General features: G+C 70.5%; 5 protein-coding genes. 4 read left to right on the forward strand and 1 reads right to left on the reverse strand.

The features are described 5' to 3' along the window. On the reverse strand, nt 1–545 hold a 545-nt coding region (locus ACIKT0_RS14725; RefSeq protein WP_407106065.1), incomplete at its 3' end, for a GntR family transcriptional regulator. A gap of 264 nt (nt 546–809) precedes the next feature. Between ACIKT0_RS14725 and ACIKT0_RS14730 the strand changes: the two genes are divergently transcribed. From ACIKT0_RS14730 to ACIKT0_RS14745, 4 genes are read left to right on the forward strand one after another with little or no spacing between them, the layout of a single operon-like run. Next, on the forward strand, nt 810–1,292 hold the full coding sequence (locus ACIKT0_RS14730; RefSeq protein ID WP_407106066.1) for an MSMEG_0572/Sll0783 family nitrogen starvation response protein: 483 nt from the start codon (nt 810–812) through the stop codon (nt 1,290–1,292). Nucleotides 1,293–1,321: 29 nt separating this feature from the next. Beyond that, nucleotides 1,322–2,377, forward strand: coding sequence for a Nit6803 family nitrilase (locus ACIKT0_RS14735; protein WP_407106067.1), 1,056 nt, complete (start codon nt 1,322–1,324; stop codon nt 2,375–2,377). Next, a complete protein-coding gene (locus ACIKT0_RS14740) occupies nt 2,283–3,416 on the forward strand; it encodes an MSMEG_0568 family radical SAM protein (protein WP_407106068.1) in 1,134 nt (377 codons plus the stop codon). The genes ACIKT0_RS14735 and ACIKT0_RS14740 overlap by 95 nt, the downstream gene beginning before the upstream one ends. After that, entirely contained in the window at nt 3,413–3,733 is a 321-nt protein-coding gene (locus ACIKT0_RS14745; RefSeq protein ID WP_407106069.1) for an MSMEG_0567/Sll0786 family nitrogen starvation N-acetyltransferase, read from the forward strand. The genes ACIKT0_RS14740 and ACIKT0_RS14745 overlap by 4 nt, the downstream gene beginning before the upstream one ends. Nucleotides 3,734–3,765 lie beyond the last annotated feature (32 nt).

The following is a 3,765-nucleotide window of genomic DNA, read 5'->3' on the forward strand; positions in this document are numbered from 1 at the left end:
GACGACCGGCGCAGATCAGACCGTGTGAGAGCGTCACGATGAAGGCCGTCACCACGAAGGAGTTGTTCGGGATGGGTGGGCACCAGCGCGCGGCGGCCGAGCCAGGCGGTCGCGGCGTCCTTGTCCGCGGGCGCGCCGCCGAACGGGTGGTAGCGCAGCAGCGAGACGAGATCGCGGCCGACCTCCGCCATGCCCTCCTGCATGCGGGCGACGAGCGCCGGGTCGTCGATCTCCGGCGGCAGGTTCATCGAGAGGTCGACCAGTTCCGGCCGTGAGGAGCGCGGCGCCGGCGCGGCTGACGGACGGCCGACCACGAAGGTGCCCTGACCGACCCGCGACTCCACGAGGCCGCGCTTGCGCGCCTCCACATAGCCGCGCGCGACCGTGGTGAAGTCGATCGTCAGCCTGCCGGCGAGCGTGCGCTGCGGGGGGAGCCTGTCTCCGACCGACAGGCGGCCGGTCTCGATGTCGCGCGCGACGGCGTCGGCGATCGCCAGATAGCGGGGCTTCCCGCTGACGGCGAGGTCGGGCGTCCAGTCGTGCATCGGGTTCTCCTGCGGCGGGTGATTGACTGTATATTGTTGCAGAGCCGGCTTGTCACCCTGCGCCTGCTGTTCTTCGCTCCTCGTGGCGACCTGCTGATGCTGTTGGATTGAGCGGGCGCCGCCTAGCCTTTCGGCAGTCAGGCGCGCCGATTGGATGTATATTGAATGCAGAAGAGACCGGATAGCTGGCGCGTCGTTGCTGGCACGTCGTTTGCTGATCCTTCCCCGTCGTCGGCGATCACGCCGCGTGGAGGAGAGGCGCTCATGCCAGCCGTGACCAAGCCCGCCCATAAGAAGGGCGATTTCTTCGTCGACTACGAGGACAAGAAGTTCGAGGACGTGAAGGCGCTGCCGGGCGAGAAGGCGCTGGTCACCTTCCACACCGTCGCGTTCGAAGGCTCGATCGGCCTGGTCAACCTGCTGCAGGCCACCCGGCTGCTGCGCAAGGGCTTCGAGACCTCGGTGCTGCTCTACGGCCCCGGCGTGACGCTCGGCGTGCAGCGCGGCTTCCCGACGCTCGGCGACGAGGCCTTTCCGGGCCACCTGAACTTCAACAACCAGATCACCAAGTTCATGAGCGAAGGCGGCAAGGTCTACGCCTGCCGGTTCGCGCTGCAGGCGCTCTATGGCCATGGCGAACCGTCGCTGATCGAAGGCATCACGCCGATCAGCCCGCTCGACGTGCTCGACCTCGTGCTCCTGCACCGCCGCGACAACGCCTTCATCCTCGACAGCTGGACGCTCTGAGCGTCCGCGGCGCGCCGGGGAGGCGGGGCATGGCGGAGAAGCGCATCGTTCGGGCCGCGGCGGTCCAGATCGCGCCGGACCTCGAACAGCCCGGCGGCACGCTCGATCGCGTGCTGGCGGCGCTCGCCGAGGCGGCCGGCAAGGGGGCGGAGTTCGTCGTCTTCCCCGAGACCTTCGTGCCCTGGTACCCGTACTTCTCCTTCGTGCGCCCGCCGGTCGCGATCGGGGCGGAGCATCTGCGGCTCTATGACGAGGCGCCGGTCGTGCCCGGCCCCGTCACCGACGCGGTCTCGGCCGCGGCGCGCCGCCACGGCGCGGTGGTCGTGCTCGGCGTCAACGAGCGCGATCACGGCTCGCTCTACAACACCCAGCTGATCTTCGACGCCGACGGGGCCCTCAAGCTCAAGCGCCGCAAGATCACGCCGACCTATCACGAGCGGATGATCTGGGGGCAGGGCGACGGCGCCGGCCTCAAGGTCGTGGACACGAGGGTCGGCCGGGTCGGCGCGCTGGCCTGCTGGGAGCACTACAACCCGCTCGCCCGCTACGCCCTGATGGCGCAGCACGAGGAGATCCACGCCGCGCAGTTCCCGGGCTCGATGGTCGGGCCGATCTTCGCCGACCAGATGGAGGTGACGATCCGTCACCACGCGCTCGAGAGCGCCTGCTTCGTGGTCAACGCCACCGGCTGGCTGACCGATGAGCAGCGCGCCGCGATCTCGCCCGACGAAGGCCTGCGCAAGGCGCTCACCGGCGGCTGCATGACCGCGATCGTGTCGCCCGAAGGCGCCCATCTGGCGCCGCCGCTGACCGCCGGGGAGGGAATCCTGATCGCCGATCTCGACCTCGCGCTCGTCACCAAGCGCAAGCGGATGATGGACTCGGTCGGCCATTACGCCCGCCCCGAGCTGCTCAGCGTGACGCTCGACGACCGGCCGCAGGCGCCGGTCCGTCGCCCGTATTCCTCATCCGCATCCGGGAGGACGCACGATGAAGCCGATGCCGCCCAAGGCTCCGATCCCGGTGAGGACGGAGGAGCTGATCAACGCGTTGCAGTCCTCAGGAGTGCGGCTGGTCGACCCTAGCGCGGGGGCGGACAGCCGCCGCGGCGGCGCGGGGCCTTCGGACCACAAGGCGATCACCATCGACGGCATGACCGTGATGGCCCCGGTCCACACCGCGCCGGCCTGCGACAGCCCCTATCTGGTCGAGAAGCCGGACGCCTTCGGGCGCTCCCGTCTGACGCGCGACGGCAAGGTGATCGCCGACGTGTCGTTCCCGCTCCGGCCGCGCTTCTACGAGCTCAGCACCGCCGACGGCGTCGAATACTGGAAGATCGCGACCCTGCACGGCCGCGACGTGCTGGCGACGACGGTGCTGCAGAGCTGCGTGCGCTACCAGAGCCGCGCCAAGACCTGCCAGTTCTGCGCGATCGGCGAGTCGCTCGCCGCGGGCCGCACCGTCGAGCGCAAGACCCCGGCGCAGCTCGCCGAGGTGGCCGAGGCCGCGGTGCGGCTCGACGGCGTGCGGCACATGGTGATGACGACCGGCACCCCGCCCGGAAAGGACCGCGGCGCGGCGATCCTCGCCGAGAGCGCCGCGGCCGTGAAGGCGGCGGTCGACCTGCCGATCCAGGCGCAGTGCGAGCCGCCGAACGACGACGCCTGGTTCGGGCGTCTCCGGGAGGCCGGCGTCGACGCGCTCGGCATGCATCTCGAGGCGGTGACGCCCGAGGTGCGCGCCCGGATCATGCCCGGCAAGGCGCAGGTCTCGCTCGCACGCTACGACGCCGCCTTCGCGGCGGCCGTGCCGGTGTTCGGGCGCGGGCAGGTCTCGACCTACATCCTCGCGGGCCTCGGCGATCCCGCGGACGCGATCCTGGCGACCTGCGAGCGGCTGATCGGCCTCGGCGTCTATCCCTTCGTGGTGCCGTTCACCCCGATCTCCGGCACCCCGCTCGAACGTCACCCGACGCCCTCGGCCGACTTCATGGACGCGATCCTGCGGCCGCTCGCCCGGATGCTGGTCGCGGGCGGCCTGAAGGCCACGGACGTCAAGGCCGGCTGCGCCAAATGCGGCGCCTGCTCGGCGCTCTCCACCTATGAAAGGGCGCTGGCGTCATGATCTTCGAGCCCGTCCGCCCCTTCGTCCCCGGCGGCTACCAGATCAAATGGGCGACCGACCCGTGGGAGGTCTCCGGCGCGATGGCGCTGCGGCGCGACGTGTTCTGCGCCGAGCAGGGCCTGTTCGACGCGTCCGACCGCGACGCGATCGACGACGTCGCGGCGCCGATCGTGGCGCTGTCGTCCTTCGTGGTCGCGACCGACGCCGTGGTCGGCACGGTTCGCATTCACGAGGAGGGGACTGCATCCTTCGTCAGTCACCGTGGAAACGCGCCCTCGCGCTCCACAGTAGGCCTCGCCGCCGAGACGGGGGCCTGAAACGGACACGCGCCCCGCGAACGGGGCGCACG

Source organism: Hansschlegelia beijingensis (assembly GCF_045505405.1).
Classification (GTDB): domain Bacteria; phylum Pseudomonadota; class Alphaproteobacteria; order Rhizobiales; family Methylopilaceae; genus Methylopila; species Methylopila beijingensis_A.

Excerpts from the sequence above, each read along its gene's own strand:
- ACIKT0_RS14735 (WP_407106067.1), top strand. The coding sequence starts at position 1,322 with ATGGCGGAGAAGCGCATCGTTCGGGCCGCGGCGGTCCAGATCGCGCCG.
- ACIKT0_RS14740 (WP_407106068.1), top strand. The coding sequence starts at position 2,283 with ATGAAGCCGATGCCGCCCAAGGCTCCGATCCCGGTGAGGACGGAGGAG.
- ACIKT0_RS14730 (WP_407106066.1), top strand. The coding sequence starts at position 810 with ATGCCAGCCGTGACCAAGCCCGCCCATAAGAAGGGCGATTTCTTCGTC.
- ACIKT0_RS14745 (WP_407106069.1), top strand. The coding sequence starts at position 3,413 with ATGATCTTCGAGCCCGTCCGCCCCTTCGTCCCCGGCGGCTACCAGATC.